Annotated in this window: 13 protein-coding genes; 3 read left to right on the forward strand and 10 right to left on the reverse strand. The window is 41.6% G+C overall.

Annotation, left to right across the window (positions count from 1 at the left end; genetic code table 11):
- Nucleotides 1-71 precede the first annotated feature (71 nt).
- The 9 genes from atpH to BST97_RS16155 form a co-directional block, all read right to left on the reverse strand.
- A complete protein-coding gene (gene atpH, locus BST97_RS10270) occupies nucleotides 72-608 on the reverse strand; it encodes an ATP synthase F1 subunit delta (RefSeq protein ID WP_085767150.1) in 537 nt (178 codons plus the stop codon).
- A 3-nt stretch (nucleotides 609-611) separates the two neighbouring features.
- A complete protein-coding gene (locus BST97_RS10275; protein WP_211277426.1) occupies nucleotides 612-1,100 on the reverse strand; it encodes a F0F1 ATP synthase subunit B in 489 nt (162 codons plus the stop codon).
- A gap of 91 nt (nucleotides 1,101-1,191) precedes the next feature.
- Nucleotides 1,192-1,404 (reverse strand): ATP synthase F0 subunit C, encoded by a 213-nt coding sequence (gene atpE / locus BST97_RS10280; protein WP_085767152.1) that lies wholly within the window; start codon nucleotides 1,402-1,404, stop codon nucleotides 1,192-1,194.
- Nucleotides 1,405-1,433: 29 nt separating this feature from the next.
- A complete protein-coding gene (gene atpB, locus BST97_RS10285; protein ID WP_085767153.1) occupies nucleotides 1,434-2,636 on the reverse strand; it encodes a F0F1 ATP synthase subunit A in 1,203 nt (400 codons plus the stop codon).
- 123 nt (nucleotides 2,637-2,759) lie between these two features.
- On the reverse strand, nucleotides 2,760-3,125 hold the full coding sequence (locus BST97_RS10290) for a hypothetical protein (RefSeq protein ID WP_085767154.1): 366 nt from the start codon (nucleotides 3,123-3,125) through the stop codon (nucleotides 2,760-2,762).
- An 11-nt stretch (nucleotides 3,126-3,136) separates the two neighbouring features.
- Entirely contained in the window at nucleotides 3,137-3,547 is a 411-nt protein-coding gene (locus tag BST97_RS10295; RefSeq protein ID WP_085767155.1) for a bactofilin family protein, read from the reverse strand.
- 8 nt (nucleotides 3,548-3,555) lie between these two features.
- Complete coding sequence (porW, locus tag BST97_RS10300; RefSeq protein ID WP_157111610.1) at nucleotides 3,556-6,144, reverse strand: type IX secretion system periplasmic lipoprotein PorW/SprE; 2,589 nt, start codon at nucleotides 6,142-6,144, stop codon at nucleotides 3,556-3,558.
- A gap of 195 nt (nucleotides 6,145-6,339) precedes the next feature.
- On the reverse strand, nucleotides 6,340-10,905 hold the full coding sequence (locus tag BST97_RS10305; RefSeq protein ID WP_085767157.1) for a fibronectin type III domain-containing protein: 4,566 nt from the start codon (nucleotides 10,903-10,905) through the stop codon (nucleotides 6,340-6,342).
- Between the two features lie 224 nt (nucleotides 10,906-11,129).
- Nucleotides 11,130-14,552 carry a leucine--tRNA ligase gene (locus BST97_RS16155; protein WP_245833546.1) on the reverse strand — a complete coding sequence of 1,141 codons (3,423 nt, stop codon included), beginning with the start codon at nucleotides 14,550-14,552 and terminating at the stop codon, nucleotides 11,130-11,132.
- A 494-nt stretch (nucleotides 14,553-15,046) separates the two neighbouring features.
- Between BST97_RS16155 and BST97_RS10320 the strand changes: the two genes are divergently transcribed.
- The 3 genes from BST97_RS10320 to BST97_RS10330 all read left to right on the forward strand — a co-directional run bounded on the left by BST97_RS10320 (nucleotide 15,047) and on the right by BST97_RS10330 (nucleotide 17,094).
- Nucleotides 15,047-15,925 carry a cell division protein FtsX gene (locus tag BST97_RS10320; RefSeq protein WP_085767158.1) on the forward strand — a complete coding sequence of 293 codons (879 nt, stop codon included), beginning with the start codon at nucleotides 15,047-15,049 and terminating at the stop codon, nucleotides 15,923-15,925.
- 77 nt (nucleotides 15,926-16,002) lie between these two features.
- On the forward strand, nucleotides 16,003-16,287 hold the full coding sequence (locus BST97_RS10325) for a DUF3098 domain-containing protein (protein WP_085767159.1): 285 nt from the start codon (nucleotides 16,003-16,005) through the stop codon (nucleotides 16,285-16,287).
- Nucleotides 16,288-16,296: 9 nt separating this feature from the next.
- Nucleotides 16,297-17,094: an undecaprenyl-diphosphate phosphatase gene (locus BST97_RS10330; RefSeq protein ID WP_085767160.1), complete on the forward strand. Its 798-nt coding sequence runs from the start codon at nucleotides 16,297-16,299 to the stop codon at nucleotides 17,092-17,094.
- A gap of 211 nt (nucleotides 17,095-17,305) precedes the next feature.
- Here the strand turns inward: BST97_RS10330 and BST97_RS10335 are convergent, their stop codons facing one another.
- On the reverse strand, nucleotides 17,306-17,662 hold the full coding sequence (locus tag BST97_RS10335; protein WP_085767161.1) for a hypothetical protein: 357 nt from the start codon (nucleotides 17,660-17,662) through the stop codon (nucleotides 17,306-17,308).
- Nucleotides 17,663-17,685: the final 23 nt, after the last annotated feature.

The raw sequence follows: 17,685 nt of genomic DNA on the forward strand, positions 1-17,685 counted from the left end.
ATAGCTTCAAGCCCGGTAAGAGCTCATTAATAGTTTCGCTTTCGCGAAAGCGTAATTTTTTAATAATCTATTTAATAACTAGCAAATGTTCTTTTAAGCTCACCGAACTTATTCTGAACACTTGCATTAATTTCTTTATCACCTACGCGTAACACAAAACCACCTATGATGCTAGGATCAATCTTCTTTTGCAAAGTGATTTCTTTACCGGCTAGCTCTTTAGCCTTGGCCAAAACTTTCTTTTCTAACTCAGGCGTGATTTCTACAGCTGTAGTAACCGTTGCAATCTCACGTTTGTTCATCTCCTCAAAAAGCACCACGTAACTCATGGCAACGTCCTGAAGAATTTCTGATCTATTGTTCTCGACAAGAAGATTAAAAAGACCTTGAGTCAATGCATTTGAGCCCTTGAAAACTTCTTTGAGACCTGCCTTTCTTTTAGCGGCATTGATCAACGGACTAGTCAGGAAGTTTTGAAGATCCTTGCTTTTTGAGATGGTAACCATCACGTTTTTCATATCCTCGTTTACAGCAGCGGCTTCATTCTTGTCCACAGCAAGGGAAAGAATGGCTTTTGCATAACGAGAAGCTGCTCTGGATAGTCTCATGTTCTAGATATTTGCTTCAGCGAGCATTTTATCAATTAGCGCAAGTTGAGCATCTTTTTCAGACAGTTCCTTACGCGTCACTTTCTCTGCGATCTCCACAGAAAGTTCTGCTACTTGAGATTTGATATCTGCAAGGGCTGCTTTTTTCTCGGCCTCAATAGCTTCTTGAGCGTTTGCGATGATCTTGTCTGCTTTTTCTTGAGCCTGAGCAGATGCGTCTGCGATCATTTGCCCTTTGATCTCGCGTGCTTCCTTAAGCATCTCATCACGCTGCATTCTTGCTTCTTGAGCCGCAGCCTCATTTGACGCTTCTAAACGAGCCATTTCCACCTTTGCCTGCTCAGCAGATTTCAATGCGCTCTCGATTCCTTCTTCTCTTTCACTAAGAGCAGCAAGTATAGGCTTCCATGCAAACTTACCTAGCAACACGATCAAGATGATCAGTATGATCGCCTGCATGATAAACAGCCCTGGGGAAAAATCTTCTAACATAATAATTTTTGTAAATTAAAACTGAAAATGGAATAAAACACAACTTGCAACCAACCGTTACAAGTTGTGTTTCAAGATTACTGGCTCTTTCTTAAAGTACTTGACCTAAGATAAGTGCACCAAAACCAAGTCCTTCAAGAAGTGCTGCGATAATGATCATTGCAGTCTGGATTTTTCCAGCTGCTTCTGGTTGACGAGCGATAGCTTCCATCGCTTTTCCACCTATCATACCAAGACCGATTCCACCACCGATAACGACAAGACCTGCTCCAATTAGATTGTAATTTGCTACTACAGTTTCCATACTCAGATTTAAAAATTAATAAAAATTTACTAGATAAAACGTTCTCTTACTTCATCAACATCATCCTCTGGCATGTGCTCATGCTCCTCGTGATCATGCTCAGCAACCGCCATACCTATGAACAAGGCAGACAACATCGTGAAAATAAAGGCCTGTAGAAATGCAACAAGCAATTCAATGACCATGATAAATAATGATAAAAATAAGGATACTCCGGTTGATCCAACGGCTCCAAACTGGTCTTTAAGCGTGATCATCAAGGCGATCAAACTCATCAAAACAAAGTGTCCAGCGGTGATGTTTGCAAAAAGACGCATCAATAGTGAAAAAGGCTTGATCAATAAGAAACCTATCAATTCAATGACAGCTAGAACAGGCTTAAAGATCACGGGAATACCAGGCATCCATAGCATGTGCATCCAGAAGTCCTTGTTTCCACTTACCAGATAGATTACTAAAGTAAATACCGCTAAACAAGCCGTTACCGCAAGCTGTCCCGTAATATTGAATCCGAGTGGCGTCAATCCCAAAAGATTTGCAATCCATATTAAAAAGAAAACGGTCAATAGATAGGGCATGAACTTCTTATGCTTTTGCTCTCCTATATTAGGACGTGCGATCTCATCTCGTATATAGATAACCAATGGTTCTAACACACGGCCAAAACCAGTAGGAATCTGTTTCCTCTTATACTGATTTGCCAGTCGACCGAAAAGAAAAACTAACAACAAACCAATTACTAGCACTCCGAAAATGGATTTAGTGATAGAAAAGTCTAGAAGTTTTGCTGCATTAGTAGGATGATGCTCTGAGTCAAAAGCAACGCTTGTTGCACCGTCTTGCAGCTCATAAATCTTGCTGTGCAACTTCACCAAAGTCACTCCCCCAGCATCCACTTTAACTTCTCCCGCATCATCGTGATGAAATTCAGAAGACATAAAAACTCTTAAGCCCTCACTTGACCAAACAATAACTGGTAACGGAAAACCTACGTGCTTACGCTCCCCAGCATCGTTTGTATAAGAAAATAAATGAAAATCGTGAGAGTCTTTTAAGTGATGGGCAATGTATTCATTGATTTCCTTGCCTGTATTGATCTTGCCACCATCATTATCCATGACCTCTTCATGCGCTGGGCCAGCCTCGCCATCTGTTAAATCTTGAGCAGAAACACCTGCGAAAGAGAGAAATGCTACTGTAAAAAAAGCTAATTTAAAGTACGCTCTAAACATGAAATATACCTTATAAAGTTAGGTCTCCTAATTCGGGTGCAAATGTATGACAAAAAAGAATGTAAAAATCAGGCGGATACAGTTAAAATTTTAAGTGATGTCAAATCACACAAAATCCTATAATTAACTATCGTTAAGCCACTTGAGTACAATACCTATCTCAGCAAAAAGAAACAAGAAATAAGGGGCAAGAAAGCCTAAGACTTGGCGGAGGGTAAGTTCAAGTTCATTGTCGATCAATTCCGGAAAAAAAATCAAGATCGCACCAAACTTCATAAACACCAAACCTAGAAAAACATATCCTAAATTATTTGGAGAAATACGCGCTGTAAACTTGAGCGCAGAAACCGTTAAAAATGTAGCTATTCCTAAAAAGAGATAGGTATCAAAAATGCTGATCACAGCATTCTCCACAATTAAATTATGAACAAAATAACCAATACCTGTTAGAACTGCGGTAACCAGAAATGCTTTGAGGTAAAAATTCATAAACTAAGAACCTAAGCCGTTTTTCCAGCCTTCTTACCTCCCTTAGTTGTATCCAGTTTCTTAACACCCTGATTCATGGTACAACTACCATTAAATTCAGTCCCTGGTTCCACCATGAGTTTTCCTGTAACCACCTCTCCGTTCACTACAGCTGTTGCTTTTAGGGAAAGTAAGTTCTCAACGGTCATATCTCCCTCAAAAGCTCCCTCTATATCAGCATTACTGCAAACCAAAGTTCCTAATATCCTACCTTCCCTGCCTATAACAACTTTACCCGTTGTCTTAAGGCTACCTTTAAGCAACCCATCAATCCTGAAACCACCCTTACTGGTGATATCACCTTCTATTTCGGTGCCCTGACCTATCCTGTTTTGCGATGCGTTAGTAGCTTTTTTATCCACTTGATTTTTAGATTTAAGCATGGGTTTGGTTATTTGTTATTTACTAGATAATCGTCAAGCTTTTTGTAAGCTTGGATGACTTGATAGTTTTTTGTCGAGACGATCACGAAAGGTAAGTCAATTTTAAAATCGCTTTTTTCAAGCAATTCAGCGACTCCCTCAGCAGATAGTTGAGATCTCATATCGTGAATCAATAGAAGATTGTCTTTTTTATCATAGACATCAATAGAAACTGGAAAACTGTAATTGTTCATCACAAAAACACTGTCGATCTCACCTTTGATGCGTTTTAAATCGTCATTTTGTGCACGATCAAATCGATACATTAACTTGAAATCTGTAGATTTTGATGCGTCCACAAAGCCATTTGAAATGCTCAAGCTTTTAGATTCATTGACAAGTTTCTGAGCGGCCTTACCTTCTTCTGAATTGGGAAAACTCATGGCTACATAATCCAGATTCTTACGGTATTCTTCAACTCCATATAACCTACCCGAAGCATAAGCTTTTAATAATTGCATTTTTGGCAATATGGGGTTACCATTGAAAATAGTCTCGTAGCGATCTACTTCGGTGATGACAAAGTCGTAATTACTGCTCTCATATTGACGGTAAAGTCTACTATAGATAGCTTCTGGACTGCTTTCGTCATCGATTTGAGCATCTGGACTACGCAAGATTTCTGCATAGCGTGTATCAGGGTACTCAGTTAGTATTAGGTTTTTGAAATATTCCGCTTTCGCGAAAGCGTCATCACCACCTTCTTTATAGATCAAATAAAGATTATAGTATGTAGGGAGTTCAAGCTTTTCTTCTGGATCGTAGGTCAATAACTTGTCAAAGCGCTGAATCGCAAGATCATTACGTTTAAATTTCTCTTTATATATAACGCCGAGTTGGTAATAGGCAAAGTCCCGAGTCGCTGCAATACTATCGAGCGCCACGGGATCAGTAATGAGTTGATCGGTATAATAGGCGACGGTATGTTCTGGCTTGAGTTCTTCCTCTAGGATTTCTTCATCTAATACATCTTCCTCATCAGGCAGGTCGTTTTTTTGTCTTTTGCTGCGACGCCAGTTATCTGCCAGTTCCCGCCTTCCCCATTTTCTCTGGAAGGTTTGTTTTCCCTGCGCCACGGTTTGAGGATTGTAAAAATAGAAGCTGTTCCCTTTTGATCTCGTGTTATCAAAACTAGGCCCCAAAGATGGCGGTGCTGTTACAGACCGGCCGTTCTTCTTAGTGTTCTGAGACCTCATGCTATTGAAGTTCTGAACGCCAGCTTTATTCTGAGCCTCGTTTGCGGCTGCTATTTCTGCTTGCTCTTCCAGCCTCTTTTCTTCAGCTATGAACTCGTCTATGTAGGTTTGGTAATAAACAGTACGCTCTGCCTCGCTCATTGCGTTTACCGCAAAAATGCTATCTGCACTACGTCTTCTCAATTCATAGGTGATAACGTCTTCAAGGTTTTCACGCTTTTTTTTGACGCCTCTATGCTCCTTAGTACGCGGCTCGTAAAAGGTTAGTGCACTGTCATAATACTTCCCAGCTCGCACATATTCATCTTTATCAAAATTAATACTGCCTAAGGAAGAGTAATTATTTGCTATCAAATAACGATCCTTAGGACCATTGGATCGCAATGAGAGGTTATAAAATTCCTCGGCTGCCTGTGTATTCTCGAGCTGTTCATATAAAATTGCTTTGCGAGAATAGATGTCATCAAGCCAGGGACGGTTTTCTCTATTTTCTGCAAGCTCGTCCAGCAATGTAAGAAGTTGGTCCCTATTCAACGAATCTTGATCTTGTAACTTGACTTTTTCTATGAAAGCATTGAGATAATAATTGCGTGGAATCTTGCGGTGCATGTCAATAACACGATCAAAATAAACGAGCGCACTATCCTTTTCACCAGCTCTGGCATAAAGCTGTCCCGCAATAAATTTATAGCGACCCTCTGTATCCTTGTTTTCAGTCAAGTTTGCTGCTTTATACATGTAGACCAAGGCGCTATCCAACATTTTCATGTTGAGATAGGCCTGCGATAAAGTAGCATTGAGCGTTGCCAGATCTTCTTGCTCAATATCGCTGCGGCTGGAAGCAAGGATTTTATTTAGGTTGTAAATCGCAGTCTCGTTGTTGTCGAGTCGCATATTTACTTTTTCTCGCCAGATGTTTGCCGAAAGCGTTTGATCGCTTTCCGGCATGAATTGCAATATGTAGTTGAATGCTTCTAAAGCCGGAATGAACCGCTGATCGTAATATCTAGCTTTTCCAAGCAGCAGATAGGCTTCATCAATTTGTGGATTGTATTCCTCTTGATCGATGAGCATGCTGTGCTTTTGTACCGCTTTAATTGCTTTATCTTCTGCACGTTCAAAGCTGGAATTTTTAGGCTTGGCACCAGGAGCCTGCATTTCCTCGATGACTTCAAAACGCTCTACTGGCAAAACTTCCCAATAGTTGTCCTGGTAGGTCTGCTCAAGAGACTGCAAACCTTCTTCTAAGGCTAGTTTACCATTGTAGAGCACATTATATTTTGTGCTTAGGGCATGAAGATTACGACTCGTAAAACTATTGGATTTACGACTACACCCTACCACAACAAGTAGTAATGCCATCACAATACCGATATTTTTACAATAGATTTTCAAAATGATTACTTTATAATGACAAACTTAAACGTCCAGCGTTTATTGCGTAGCGGGTAAAAATACAGTTTTCTCAAGAGACAATCTTAACAGAAGATGTGATTAACAGATAACAAAAAAGGTTCTGAAACATCAGAACCTTTTTAAATAAGAGTTGATTTGAATTTATTTGACAACTATTTTCTCAGTGTGTTCTAAGTTTTCGCCTTTGAGCGTAACAAAGTAAACTCCATTGGACATTTCATTCATACCGGATAAGGTGATTCTAGCAGAGCTTCCCGTATTCTCGGAAACAGATCTGATCAACTGGCCTACACTATTATACACATTCAGCTGAACATCTTGATTGCTTAGAGCCGAACCTAGAGCTATATTTAATTCATTCCCGTTTACCGGGTTAGGGTAGAATGAAATCGAATCTGAAATTGCAGGCTCTAAACCTAAGGTTACTGTTTCAAATATAAGCTGGAAGCGGTCTGTTGCCACAGATTGAGAATTGTTAGGATCTACGGTAAAGTTGTAAGTAGTCGTCGTAGACGCACCCCCTTGAATAATTTCCGTCATGGTGTTGTTGAGATTGTCTTTGATATAAGCTTTTAAACCTGGTAGAAGGTCCAAAGTGACTTCAAATTGATAATCTGTGTTCCTATATTGAGTAAGGCTTAGGTTAACAACTTCATCAGCGATAGGTTGAGGTCTCCTTTCAATTGCTAACAATTCATTGTTTCCTTTGTCTATTGCGAGATTTTCATCAAGGTTTTGCCACTTACGAGCATCATCAAAATCAAGCGCAAGGTTCTCGGTAGCATCGAATTTCATCATCAAGCCATCTAGATTCGTAGGAGTTGATGATCCTGATGCCACGCCTAAAAGTCTAAGGTTTAGGTATGCAGCATTAGTGGGATTTGAGAAAATTCCAATGTTTTGAGTGCTTGCGGTAGTTTTATCATCTTCATTGAATTCAACCGAGGCAGATGCTCCTGACTCTAATAAAAATACAGCTTGTCCAGGGTGCAAAATATTTGCTGCATTACTTGCCGTACCATTAGTATTTGCTCCCGAAGAAATTTCTACATATGTATAAGCCCCTTGTGTCCCAAGGGTAGGATCATAATAATACATGTCTGCTGCTATAGAGTTCCTAGTTGTCGCACTCATGTCAACTTGAGCTTGATATGGGTTTCCAATTCCCAGATAATTACCTGTACCAGTTCCATTAATGGTTACTGGTCCTTCAATCAATGTACCAGTTGATCTCAAAGTTACATCTGTAACGGTACCAGTATTTGAAGAAAGGTCAAACGTTCTATTACCTCTTATCAGAAGGCGGTAGAATGTTCCAGCATCCAATATTTCAGCTCTTGTGTCCGAAATAGGTAACCAGCTGTTTGTAGAAGCTTCATATTCAAACATACTCGGATTTCCCGATATCGTTTCATCATGACCTGTTGTAGGGTTCACACTTCCCACAGATCCTATTGTACCTGTGATTTGAGTACCAAATCCGTTCGAATTATCTCCACTCTCCTGCCATGCGTCAAATACGCTTTGACCACTAACCGATGTAGTAAGAAATCTGTAAGCTCTATTACTCGCTGGTATATAGCGCTCTACGGTCACGTTTCCTGAAATAGAAGATGATAAAGGATTATGCTCCGCAAGTGCAGCGGTATTTTGAACCCTACTCCTAAATGTCAATCTATCATTTGTAGTAAAAACCCCAGAGGTTAAGAACAGCCTTCCAAATATTCCTTGATCACCGTTTAGTATCACCCCATTTGAATTATTGATTTCAAGATTTCCAATCTGACCTTCACCGGAAATTTCTGAGGTTGATGTACCAGACATTATCAATCTATTACCTCCACCACTAATTTGTCCTGAATTGTGCATATAACTCATAACAGTTACTGAACCACCTGCAATATCAAGGTTAGAACCAGAAGCGATAATTAGATCGCTCGTAACGAAGGCTCCGCTTTGTGTAGCAGTACCGTCCTTGATTATCACCGTACTAGAAGAGTCGCTGGCTCCTACAGGACTGTTGTTCCAAGCTCCACTTTCGTAAACAAAGGCTTCTCTAACTGTAACATCATCTACGAACCATCCGGCACGATTTTGAGAACTGTCTGAAGTCAACCTAAACCTCAATCTCATCGTAGAACTGGAATAACCAGATAAATCAAACGTCTCCCTTTTCCACCAGGTGGTATTATCTGGGGTTGTATCAGTTGTTCCCCATAATTCATAAGAATCCTCATGGAAATAACCTCTACTGTCGTAATCACTAGACTGACCTAAGTATGCAGATGCTGGTAAAGGACTGTATGTATTTCCTCCATCAGTAGAAATCTCAACAAAACCTTTGTCATATGTTCCTTCAAGTTTAGCAATATGCCAAAACTGTAGAACAGCATCTGGTGTACTTGATAAATCAAAAATCGACGTTTGCTGAAGAATATTGGTATTGCTCGATCCGTGGGCATTGGTAGCGCTTTGAGAACCAACTTTGAAATAAGAAGTGTTCACCACCCAATCGGTAGAGTTCCCTGGCGCATTATCAAACATTGTTAAACCAGATTCAAAACTCTCGTTAATTGGTAATGCAACCGTATTTGGACTTGTCATAAAGTCAAAGGGACCTACCCATGTACTCTCATCCCCTCCACCACAATCTGCTCTTACATAGAATTCATAATCGGTATTTGATGATAGGCCTGTCAGGTTATAAGGATTATCACTTGTATTGTTAATCATTGTTCCTGATCCCTGTGTAAATCCATCTGCTCCCCACTCAATATCCCATAAAGTCTCAGAATCTCCAGCAGTCCAGCCTAGATCCGCAGAAGTCGCGGTGATGTTTGAAACCGATAGAGCAGAAGGTGCAAGACACGAAGGTGGTGTCACACAATTTAAAGTTATACTAATAGGATCGATCGATGGATCACTTGAACATGTTACGCTACCATCAGAATTGATCGCTAATGATATCTGACCTGTTGTGCTCACTACTGGGTCTAGTCCAGCAGTATCGTAAACACCATTTGACGTTGTCCCAAAAATCAAATTACCCGTTCCATTCAGACCATCGTATACTAATATCTCGTCATAAGTATCTTCTGTATTTCCTGAATTAAAAACTATTTCTGCCCAGTCTCCAGAACTCGCCTCAAAACTTGCCAAGACTTCAATGGTACTGGTTTGTGAATAACAGAGTCCGGTTACTGTATCACCACAGGCGATATCAGTTGAAAAGCTAAAAGGTCCTGTCCAAGAGCTATCACTTCCTCCACAGTTGGCTCTTATGTAAAAATCATATGAAGTTCCTGAAGAAAGTCCAGAAAGAGTATATGGATTATCTGAGGTATCGTTAATCATCGTTCCCCCTCCTTGGGTAAAACCACTCACGCCCCATTCTATATCCCAAATCGTCTCAGAGTCGCCGGCTGTCCAGCCTAATTCTGCAGAAGTCGTAGTAGTGTTTGTTGCGGTTAGAGAAGTCGGTGGGAGACATGCAGGAACAGGTTCCATTTGAAGATTGTCAATTCCCAGATCATAGGAACTAAATCCTGCACTTGTGGTTCCTACTACAATGAAATAAACCGAAGAAGTTCCATTCAACGCAGCGGGCACGTTGTAGGTGTAGTTATACCAACCTGTACTAGGTACAGTTGGAGCAGTCGTAGTTAATGAAAATAAGGTTTGAACCAGAGTAGCACCAGTTAAAGAAGGTGAAGAGTTAAAATAAATCTCATATTTATCATCACTATCAGCACTGCCATGTCTGTGTAACCAAACATTAATTCTAAAATCATCAGTCTCTCCGCTCAAGTCATACTGCTCTGAGTAAAAGTTAGCCGTAGAACTAGAGAAATTCTTCTGCATCCAATAATCACCAGCGTAAGCACCAGTTATATCTCCACCACTTCCAAACTGTCTATTCCAATCAGTTGTGTCTGATGTAACCTCTGATGAATTGCAATTATTTGCGGTTTCAAAATCATCTAAACTTGGAAACGAAGTTGTCGGAACGCAGGTTGTAATAAAATTAAACGGCCCAGCCCATGAGCTTTCATCACCACCACAATCTGCCCGAACATAGAAGTCATATGAAGTTCCTGAAGAAAGTCCAGAAAGAGCGTATGGATTATCTGAGGTATCGTTGATCATAATTCCCCCTCCTTGGGTAAAACCGCTCACGCCCCATTCTATATCCCAAACAGTTTCTGTACCTCCTGCAGTCCAGCCTAGATCAGCACTTGTTGGTAGAACATTAGAGGCGGTTAATGCGGTAGGAATAGGGCAGGCCGGTGGAATAAAACTTACCTGTAACGAAGCATCAATAGTTACAGAATCGCCCGCAAAAAAGTTGTCATCATCTATTGATGTAATTGTAATAGCTGTTACGGTCGTTACATCTATAGTGGCTCCATTAAAACTAGAAATATCTAGACTTGTGACATTACAATTATCTGTTGTGGTTTCAGTACCTCCGGCGTGAGTCACGCTAATGTTGTAGGAGTACCAGTTATTACAATTAGCAGACGTATTTGTAGTAGTTAAAGAGAGACCCGTAATCTCACCTCCTCCAGCACAAGGGAAAGAGGTAAAACTCACAACTACTGGATCGTTATCTAAACCTGATTCTGATAAGGTTTCTGTACAAGTCTGAGCGTGTAATTGATAAATCGAGAAAAGTAAAACTAAACAAAAGAGTAGATTTCGTTTCATATTGGATACAATTTAGTCAACTAACCTACAACAATTAATTGACAAAACATTAACAATAGATTTTTGTTTCGTGATAAATTCGACGAGTGGTTTTCTCAGAACTAAGGTGTCTTAAATATTTTGAGAAGCTTTCCCGCTTTCGCGAAAGCGAGATTACAAAACCACTCACAATAAAAAAGGCGACCCAATCTGGTCGCCTTGATATGCTAAAAACTGGAGCAAGATCAACCCACTACAAAATTCACGATCTTGCCAGGTACCACAATCGTTTTACGGATCGTTTTGCCTTCCAGTTGCTCCTGAACTTTTTCATTTTCCAAAACCAATTTCTCTAATTCATCCTTAGAAACGTCTACTGGCAAGTCGAGGGTAAATTTCATCTTACCATTAAAAGAAATAGGATAGGTTTTGCTGCTCTCAACGAGATACTTTACCTCAAAGACTGGGAACTCAGCATAAGCGATGCTCTCCTCATGACCCAGCAGCGACCAGAGCTCTTCTGCAATATGCGGCGCGTAGGGAGAAACGAGTACAGCCAGCGGCTCCAGCACCTCCCGGTGGTTGCATTTTTGAGCGGTGAATTTGTTCACGGCAATCATAAAACTACTCACGCTGGTATTGAATGAAAAATTCTCGATGTCTTCACGAATTTTTTTGATGGTTTTGTGCAAAGTTTTCATGCTTTCTGGTGAAGCTTTTTTATCACTTACATTAAAACCATTCTCATTATGATACAGCTTCCATAGTTTTTTAATAAAACCGTAAACTCCAGTAATTCCTGCTGTGTTCCAAGGCTTAGCCTGCTCCAGCGGACCTAAAAACATCTCGTATAAACGCAAGGTATCAGCCCCATATTGATCGCATATATCGTCTGGGTTGACGACGTTGTATTTGGACTTGGACATTTTTTCTACCTCGCGGGAGACTTTGAAAACGCCCTCTTCATTAAGGATAAATTTCTTGTCTTGTGCATCTACTCTCCAAGTTTGAAAAGCTTTTACGTCAAGTTCGTTTGAATTGTTCACAAAAGAAACATCAGTATGCAGCTTTCTACCGGATTTAATTTTCCCATTGTATTTGATCCCTTGAGAGATAAAAACACTTTCAGTTTGATCTTCGATTTCGATTTCGAGTTCTTTCACAAAAGCACTCTCTCCCAAAATCATCCCCTGATTGATCAGCTTTTTAAAAGGCTCGTCCACAGTTACTTTTCCTATATCTTTTAAGAACTTCACCCAAAACCTAGAATACAACAAGTGACCCGTAGCATGCTCACTACCTCCTATATATAGATCTACATTTTGCCAATATTCCTGCGCTTCCTTAGAGAACATTTCACTATCGTTGCTGGCATCCATATACCTGAACATGTACCAAGAGCTTCCCGCCCAGCCAGGCATGGTGTTGAGCTCTAGGGGGTAGATCTCTGCAACCTCACCCCATCCCTCTCCGGCGGAGAGGGAGTTACTATCCATGTTTTTTAAACTTGGGCGTTGGGATAAGGTTTTTTTGATTTCACTAAGCACAGTTTCAGTATCATTAAGAACCTGATAATTAGAAAAACGAATCATCTTAAATCCTTTTTCAAGCTCTAACATATTAGTTCTCGCCTCATCTTCTTCTTTCTGATTTTCATGAATTTCACCGTCAACTTCAATAATCAAACGTCTATCCAAGCACACAAAATCTACGATAAATCGATCAATGGGATGCTGTCGTCTGAACTTATGATCAGCAAGTTTTCTGTTTCTGAGTTCTTGCCAAAGTTTATCTTCTGCTGCGGTCGGGCTTTTTCTATTCTGTCTAGCTTGAAGGGTATGCTTTGATTGTAGTTCTGGTATGGCGTGGTTGTACCTCTCCCCAGCCCTCTCCGAGGGAGAGGGAGTTTCGTCGTCATCAACCATCGGTTGCTGATGAGCTCCCCTCTCCGCCGGAGAGGGGCTGGGGGTGAGGTCTTCCGGGTTGTCCACCACCTTATTCTCTCTCGCATCCCAGTACCATTTCTTTGCTCTTCCCAGTGGCGGCGCACCGTCCTCAGTAGGTAAGTATTCATCAACTTCGGGCAATTCCAGCGGCAAATGCTGGCGGTCGATCATTTGCGGCAAACCGTCCATATAATATACTGGAAATGGCTCTCCCCAGTAACGCTGTCTGGAGAATACGGCATCGCGCAATCGGTAATTGGTTTTGCCTTTTCCAGCACCTACTTCTTCCAGCTTTGCGATAGCAGCCGCCATCGCCTCTTTATAGCTCATTCCGTCTAGGAAATCGCTGTTGGTTATCGTGATGTTTTCCTTAGAAGCATAAGCCTCCTCGCTCACATCCACATCTTTGAAAATGTTTTTGATCGGCAGCATGCCTTCCTGACCTGAAAAATAATTGGCAAATGCATGGTCGCGCTCATCACCGCAGGGAACGGCCATTACCGCTCCGGTTCCATAACCTGCCAAAACATAATCGCCTATCCACACCGGGATCTGCTCTCCGCTCAAAGGATGCGTCGCATAAGCTCCGGTAAATACTCCAGAGATGGTTTTCACATCGGCCATGCGCTCGCGTTCTGATCGGGCTGCAGTGGCTTTTTTGTAGGCTTCAACGGCCTCGCGTTGCGCATCGGTCGTGATTTGATCGACCAGCTCGTGTTCTGGAGCGAGCGTCATGAACGTGACACCATAAATGGTGTCTGGGCGGGTGGTGAATACGGAGATTTTTGGCCTCTCGGCTTCGGCTCCGCTCAGCCACCTATCATTTTGCTCACTATTTGGATTAAGTTCAAAATGAACCATAGCTCCTACAGATTTTCCGATCCAATTGCGCTGAATTTCTTTGATGCTTTCGCTCCAGTCCAGATCTTCCAGACCATTGAGCAATCGCTCTGCGTAAGCCGATATACGCATCATCCACTGACGCATTTTTTTACGCTCCACGGGATGCCCACCACGTTCTGAAACGCCGTTTACGATCTCGTCATTGGCAAGTACGGTTCCTAAGGCTGGACACCAGTTCACTTCAGTATCGGCGAGGTAGGTTAGGCGGTAATCGAGCAAAATTCTTTCTTGCTCTACTTCCGTCATGGCGTTCCACTCTTCAGCGGTAAATTGTCTCAGGTCATCGTCTGTGGCAGCGTTGATGGTGGTTGTTCCGCTTTCGCGAAAGCGAGATACTAACTCACTTATAGGAAGCGCACGGTCTGCATCCTTATCATACCAGCTCTCAAAAAGCTGAATAAATATCTCTTGAGTAAACTTATAATAATCTGGATCACTGGTCTTTACCTCACGGTCCCAATCAAAACTGAACCCGATGCGGTCCATCTGCTCCCGGTAGCGTGCAATATTGTCGCGCGTCGTGATCGCTGGGTGCTGACCGGTCTGGATGGCGTACTGCTCAGCCGGCAAGCCAAAACTATCGTAACCCATGGGGTGCAAGACGTTGTGGCCGGTATGGCGCTTGAAACGCGACACAATATCGCTGGCGATGTAGCCTAGCGGGTGACCCACGTGCAACCCGGCACCGCTGGGATAGGGAAACATATCGAGTGCGTAGAATTTTGGCTTATCAGAATGGTTGTGAGCCTTGAAAGTCTTGTTTTCGGCCCAGAATTTTTGCCATTTTTTCTCAATCTCCTTGTGGTCGTAAAGTAACATGTGCGCGTTTTGTGAGGTGCAAAAATAGAGGATTGAATTGTGGTTTACTAAAGATTAGTAAGTGTGTCATGCTGAACAAGTGAAGCGTAGATTCAGCATCTCAAAAATCAAGATGGAAAATAGAAAAACTATTAAGTTTTGTCTTGCTGAGGGAGTGAAACGACTCCCGTACAGCTGTCGGGACAGCATCTCAAGGATCGGGACCTTAGAAGTCAAATTTTGATTGTGAGGTCAAACAAGAGACTCTGTCCCGATAGCTATCGGGACCCTATTTGTCGCGTTCAGAGTGACAGATCAATAACTAATACACGTTGTCATGCTGGACAAGCATAGCGCAGATTCAGCATCTCATAGATAGGGACCTCCAAATTAAAATTTTATTCTAGAGATTAACAATCAGACCCTGAATCCCTCATTTTTCGGGTTCAGGGTGACAAATAAAATTTTGAATGAGGACTTTAGTACATTTGTTTTTCATTTAAGCATAAGACTTTATGGCTTCACAGTCCAGTTATCAGAAACGCCGGGTATTCAGTTCCTACTTTTGGGTGGTCATCAGTCTGTTTCTCGTGCTTTTTATGCTGGGTATTTTGGGACTGTTCTTACTCAACAGTCAGAAACTCGCCGATTATTTCAGGGAGCAAGTTCCTATGTCCATCTATTTTAAGGACACTGCCAAACAGGTAGAAATGGAGCAGCTGGAGAAAACACTTCAGATGGCTGATTATACTAAAAGTGCCGTATTTGTAAGTGCTGAAGAAGGTGCGCGCCGTACTCAAGAAGACCTGGGCGAGGATTTTGTCGCCACACTTGACGGTTTTAATCCGATTCCAAATTCCATAGACCTGCGTCTCAATGCCAGTTTTGTCACCGCCAGCGAGGTCCAGCAAATCGCAGATGACCTGGCTGAAAAAGAATTTGTCCAAGAAGTGATTTTTGACAAACCGCTGGTAAGTTTGCTTAATGACAATGTGAAGCGCGTCACGTTCTGGATGCTGGTCGTCGCCGGAATCTTTGTTTTGATTGCCTTTTTACTCATCAATAGCTCGATTAGATTGAGCGTTTATGCCAAACGATTTACGATCAAAACCATGCAAATGGTGGGCGCCACCAAGGGTTTTATCAGGAGACCGTTTATTGGCACGAGTGTCAAACTGGGACTGATCGCTGCATTTCTAGCTTTAGGACTTCTAGCCGTAGTGATTTACTATGCAGACCAATACATCCCAGAATTAAATATATTATCTGACTATCAAACCCTAGGGATTTTATTTGCTGGAGTACTGACGTTTGGAATCCTCATCAGTCTATTGAGTACCTTTTTTGCTACCACACGCTACCTGAACTTGAGGACTGACGAATTGTATTATTAACCAATCATAACGTGCGCCAGACAATTAATTAGCTATTTAATTGTTTACTTTGCAAATCCCTTCTGAATCAAGAGGTCATGAAAAAAAGCAATCAGAACACCGAAGCTCAAAACAAGCCCGAAGAACAAAATCTAGAGCCAAGATTTGAATTTTTGTTCAAAAAGAAAAATTACACATGGATGATTATAGGTCTCGTAGTCATCGCTGTAGGTTTTACACTTATGGCTGGCGGTGGAACTGATGATCCCAATGTCTTTAATGAAGATATTTTCTCATGGAGACGCATTAGGCTCGCACCTACTCTGGTGCTGATAGGCTTTGGGATTGAAGCTTATGCCATTTTATTGAATCCGGATAAATAGACTGATTTCTTGGAAACTCTAGATGCCTTTATTTTAGGTTGCATTCAAGGACTTACTGAATTCCTACCCGTATCCTCCAGCGGGCATATTGAACTGGGAAAAGCAGTTTTGGGAACTGAAATTGCTTCTCAAGAAGAAAATTTACTTTTTACCGTTGTCGTTCACTTTGCCACCGCGCTCAGTACAATCATTGTCTTTAGAAAAGATATTATAGAGCTTTTAAAAGGTTTATTATCCTTTCAATGGAATGAGGAGAGCCAGTTTGCCTTTAAAATTGCGCTTTCCATGATCCCGGCGGTTTTTATAGGTCTTTTCTTTGAGGACTACCTAGAATCTTTATTTGAAGGTCGCGTGATTTTAGTTGGCTTTATGCTGATCGTCACTGGTCTCCTGCTTTTTCTAGCGGGTCGCGCAAAACTGACCGGAAAAGATGTAGGTTGGAAAGATGCCGTAATTATAGGGGTATCTCAAGCGATCGCCATGTTACCAGGTGTTTCCAGAAGTGGAGCGACTATTTCTACCTCGGTTCTATTAGGTAACGATCGTACTAAAGCCGCACGTTTTTCCTTTTTAATGGTGGTACCGCTCATTTTTGGAAAAATCGCTAAGGATATTTTAAGCGGAGATATTGTAATGGAATCGCAATCTAGCATACCGCTTGTTATAGGTTTTGCGGCAGCTTTTGTGACCGGATTATTGGCTTGTACCTGGATGATCGCGCTGGTCAAAAAGGCAAAACTTCACTATTTTTCCTACTACTGCTTTGCGGTGGGATTGATCGCAATCGTTGCTGGATTGATGCAGTAGGAGGTCCTCACCCTAATTGCCTTCCTCTCACTTCATTTCTCTTCGTTCGTCGGAGGCAGAACCGAAGGAGAGGGAGTTGACTTTAACCCAAGGTTGAAGATCATATACTTATTATAAATTACATGCTTAAATTATCTGCTTATTCAAAAGAATATTTCAGCATCGATGAAAAAAGCTCCCTCTCCCTTGGAGAGGGCTGGGGTGAGGTACATCATTCAATCACTCCACTCGCCATCATATAATTTACGATAGCCTCTTTCATAAGTAGCGATTGCTCGCCTGCCTTAAGCGATGGCAAATTTTCTTTGAGTTCGTAGTGGGGCCATTTTTCATCGTCAAAATGCGAGAACTCATAATAGCCATAAGGTTCCAGCACTCTGCAAATGGCGATGTGCATCAATTGTAGTTTTTCATCTTTCTTGAACTTACGGTGCAACTGTCCCAACTCTTGAACACCTATGATGAAAAGAATTGCATCAAGATCCATCTCCTCACCGTCACCAAACCGCTCCTGAAAAAACGCCACCGTGTGCACCCAGCGTTCTTTTAATTTTTCATCTCTAGTCATGGGGCAAAGTTAGCAAACTAGGT

This window comes from Nonlabens spongiae, from assembly GCF_002117125.1.
GTDB classification, from domain to species: Bacteria; Bacteroidota; Bacteroidia; order Flavobacteriales; family Flavobacteriaceae; genus Nonlabens; species Nonlabens spongiae.

Coding starts and splice junctions, on each gene's coding strand:
- atpH (WP_085767150.1), bottom strand. CDS start 608: ATGAGACTATCCAGAGCAGCTTCTCGTTATGCAAAAGCCATTCTTTCC.
- BST97_RS10275 (WP_211277426.1), bottom strand. CDS start 1,100: ATGTTAGAAGATTTTTCCCCAGGGCTGTTTATCATGCAGGCGATCATA.
- atpE (WP_085767152.1), bottom strand. CDS start 1,404: ATGGAAACTGTAGTAGCAAATTACAATCTAATTGGAGCAGGTCTTGTC.
- atpB (WP_085767153.1), bottom strand. CDS start 2,636: ATGTTTAGAGCGTACTTTAAATTAGCTTTTTTTACAGTAGCATTTCTC.
- BST97_RS10290 (WP_085767154.1), bottom strand. CDS start 3,125: ATGAATTTTTACCTCAAAGCATTTCTGGTTACCGCAGTTCTAACAGGT.
- BST97_RS10295 (WP_085767155.1), bottom strand. CDS start 3,547: ATGCTTAAATCTAAAAATCAAGTGGATAAAAAAGCTACTAACGCATCG.
- porW (WP_157111610.1), bottom strand. CDS start 6,144: ATGGCATTACTACTTGTTGTGGTAGGGTGTAGTCGTAAATCCAATAGT.
- BST97_RS10305 (WP_085767157.1), bottom strand. CDS start 10,905: ATGAAACGAAATCTACTCTTTTGTTTAGTTTTACTTTTCTCGATTTAT.
- BST97_RS16155 (WP_245833546.1), bottom strand. CDS start 14,552: ATGTTACTTTACGACCACAAGGAGATTGAGAAAAAATGGCAAAAATTC.
- BST97_RS10320 (WP_085767158.1), top strand. CDS start 15,047: ATGGCTTCACAGTCCAGTTATCAGAAACGCCGGGTATTCAGTTCCTAC.
- BST97_RS10325 (WP_085767159.1), top strand. CDS start 16,003: ATGAAAAAAAGCAATCAGAACACCGAAGCTCAAAACAAGCCCGAAGAA.
- BST97_RS10335 (WP_085767161.1), bottom strand. CDS start 17,662: ATGACTAGAGATGAAAAATTAAAAGAACGCTGGGTGCACACGGTGGCG.